The organism is Pseudomonas sp. P5_A2_2 (assembly GCF_054177685.1).
This window is the reverse complement of the sequence record NZ_JBGCUL010000574.1, coordinates 1-2,967: the sequence shown is the minus strand read 5'-3', so window position 1 is coordinate 2,967 and position 2,967 is coordinate 1. Positions and strand designations below refer to the sequence as shown.

Here is a 2,967-nt window from a genome sequence, read left to right as displayed (position 1 = left end):
GGCCAAGGCCGGCGGCAATCCGCAGCGGATCAACCCGCTGTCGCCGGTAGACCTGGTGATCGACCACTCGGTGATGGTCGACAAGTTCGCCAGCAGCAGCGCCTTCGAGCAGAACGTCGACATTGAAATGCAGCGCAATGGCGAGCGTTATGCGTTCCTGCGCTGGGGCCAGAGTGCCTTTGACAATTTCAGCGTGGTGCCGCCGGGCACCGGGATCTGCCACCAGGTGAATCTTGAATACCTCGGCCGCACGGTGTGGACCAAGGACGAGGACGGCCGCACCTATGCCTTCCCCGATACGTTGGTGGGCACCGACTCCCACACCACCATGATCAACGGCCTCGGCGTGCTCGGCTGGGGCGTCGGCGGTATCGAGGCGGAAGCGGCGATGCTCGGGCAACCGGTGTCGATGCTGATTCCGGAGGTCATCGGCTTCAAACTCACCGGCAAGCTCAAGGAAGGCATCACCGCTACCGACCTGGTGCTGACCGTGACCCAGATGCTGCGCAAGAAAGGCGTGGTGGGCAAATTCGTCGAGTTCTACGGCGATGGCCTCGCCGACCTGCCGCTCGCCGACCGCGCGACCATCGCCAACATGGCCCCGGAATACGGCGCCACCTGCGGCTTCTTCCCGGTGGACGACGTCACGCTGGAGTACCTGCGCCTCTCAGGCCGCCCCCTCGAAACGGTGCAACTGGTCGAGGCCTACAGCAAGGCCCAGGGCCTGTGGCGCCTGCCTGGCCAGGAACCGCTGTTCACCGACAGCCTGGCGCTGGACATGGGGCGCGTCGAAGCCAGCCTCGCGGGGCCGAAACGCCCGCAGGACAGGGTATCGCTGCCGAATGTCGCCCAAGCCTTCAGCGACTTCGTCGACCTGCAATTCAAACCCGCCAGCAAGGAAGAAGGCCGCCTGGAAAGCGAAGGCGGTGGCGGTGTTGCCGTCGGCAATGCCGATATGGCCGGTGAAGCGGATTACCACCACGAAGGCCAGACCTATCGCCTGAAAAACGGCGCGGTGGTGATTGCCGCGATCACCTCCTGCACCAACACTTCCAACCCGAGCGTGATGATGGCGGCTGGGCTGCTGGCGAAGAAGGCCGTGGAAAAAGGCCTGAAACGCAAACCCTGGGTGAAGAGTTCGCTGGCCCCCGGCTCGAAAGTGGTCACCGACTACTACAAGGCGGCCGGTCTGACCCACTACCTCGATGAATTGGGCTTTGCCCTGGTCGGCTATGGCTGCACCACCTGCATCGGCAACTCCGGGCCGCTGCCAGAACCCATCGAAAAAGCCATCCAGCAAGCCGACCTCACGGTGGCATCGGTGCTCTCAGGCAATCGCAACTTCGAAGGCCGGGTGCACCCGCTGGTGAAAACCAACTGGCTGGCCTCCCCGCCACTGGTGGTCGCCTACGCGCTGGCAGGCACAGTGCGCACCGATCTCAGCCGCGAGTCGTTGGGCGATGACAAGGACGGCAAACCGGTTTACCTGCGGGACATCTGGCCAAGCAGTAAAGAAATTGCCGACGCGGTGAACCAGGTCAACACCGCGATGTTTCACAAGGAATACGCCGAAGTGTTTGCCGGAGACGCGCAATGGCAGGCGATCAAGGTTCCGCAGGCGGCGACCTATGTCTGGCAGGACGATTCGACCTACATCCAGCACCCACCGTTCTTCGATGACATCGGCGGCCCGCCGCCTGTGATCAAGGATGTCTGCGCAGCGAACATTCTCGCACTGCTCGGCGACTCGGTGACCACCGACCACATCTCCCCGGCCGGCAACATCAAGGCCGACAGCCCGGCAGGGCAATACCTGCGCGACAAAGGCGTGGAGCCACGGGACTTCAACTCCTACGGCTCGCGGCGCGGCAACCATGAAGTGATGATGCGCGGCACCTTCGCCAACATCCGCATACGCAACGAAATGCTCGGCGGCGAGGAAGGCGGCAACACCCGCTACATTCCCACAGGGGAGAAAATGCCGATCTACGACGCCGCCATGCGCTATCAGGCTTCGGGCACGCCGCTGGTGGTGATCGCCGGCCAGGAATACGGCACCGGATCGAGCCGCGACTGGGCGGCCAAGGGCACCAATCTGCTGGGGGTGAAAGCGGTCATCGCCGAAAGCTTCGAACGGATTCACCGCTCCAATCTGGTGGGCATGGGCGTGTTGCCGCTGCAGTTCAAGCTGGATCAGAACCGCAAGAGCCTGAAGCTCAACGGCAGTGAAACCCTGGACATCCTCGGCTTGACCGGTGTCGAACTGACGCCACGGATGAACCTGTCGCTGGTCATCACCCGTAAAGACGGCAGCAAGGAAAAGGTCGAGGTGTTGTGCCGGATCGATACGCTCAATGAAGTGGAATACTTCAAGTCGGGAGGAATTTTGCATTACGTGTTGCGGCAGTTGATTGCCTCRTAACGGTTCGCCCCCACGAGTGCAAATCAGGCAAACTCCTCGCGCAGCATCGCCACGAACGCCTCACGCGCCGGGTGCACCCCGGCGTTTTCGTGCCAGTAAAAGAGGTTGTCGACGGCGGTCAGTTCGGGGAATTCAAACCCCGCACAGCCGGCACCTTTGGCGTACTGGTCGAACACGCCTTTGGGCACCAGTGCCACCCCAGCCCCGGCGCTGACACAACCGACAATCGCGCCATAACTGGCCAGGCTGACAATCGGCAGTGCCTGACCCTGTCGCAGCAACCAGTGTTCCAGCGCCGCCCGGTACGGACAGCCCTGCGGCCACATGAATACGGTCTGGTCCCGCAAGTCGCTGATGTCCCGCAGCGGCCCCAGGGAGGTCGAGGCGATCAGCAATAAATCCTCGCGGTACATCGGCGTGCGCTTGAGGTGCGAACGCTCGACATCCACCGCCACGATGGCGCCGTCGAGTTTGTGATTGAGCGTGTCGTCGAGCAACTGCCCCCAGGAGCCGGTGGTCAGCTCCAGCGCCACCTGCGGAAAACG

2 protein-coding genes are annotated in these 2,967 nt (G+C 62.8%); one reads left to right on the top strand and one right to left on the bottom strand.

Going from position 1 to position 2,967, the window contains the following annotated elements; all coding sequences use genetic code 11:
• Positions 1-2,422, top strand: a 2,422-nt coding sequence (gene acnA / locus ACXRVY_RS22510; RefSeq protein ID WP_458238275.1) for an aconitate hydratase AcnA, incomplete at its 5' end; no start/stop codon positions are given.
• A gap of 23 nt (positions 2,423-2,445) precedes the next feature.
• Here acnA and ACXRVY_RS22505 read toward each other — a convergent pair.
• Positions 2,446-2,967: LysR substrate-binding domain-containing protein (locus tag ACXRVY_RS22505; RefSeq protein WP_458238274.1), on the bottom strand; the 522-nt coding region annotated here is incomplete at its 5' end.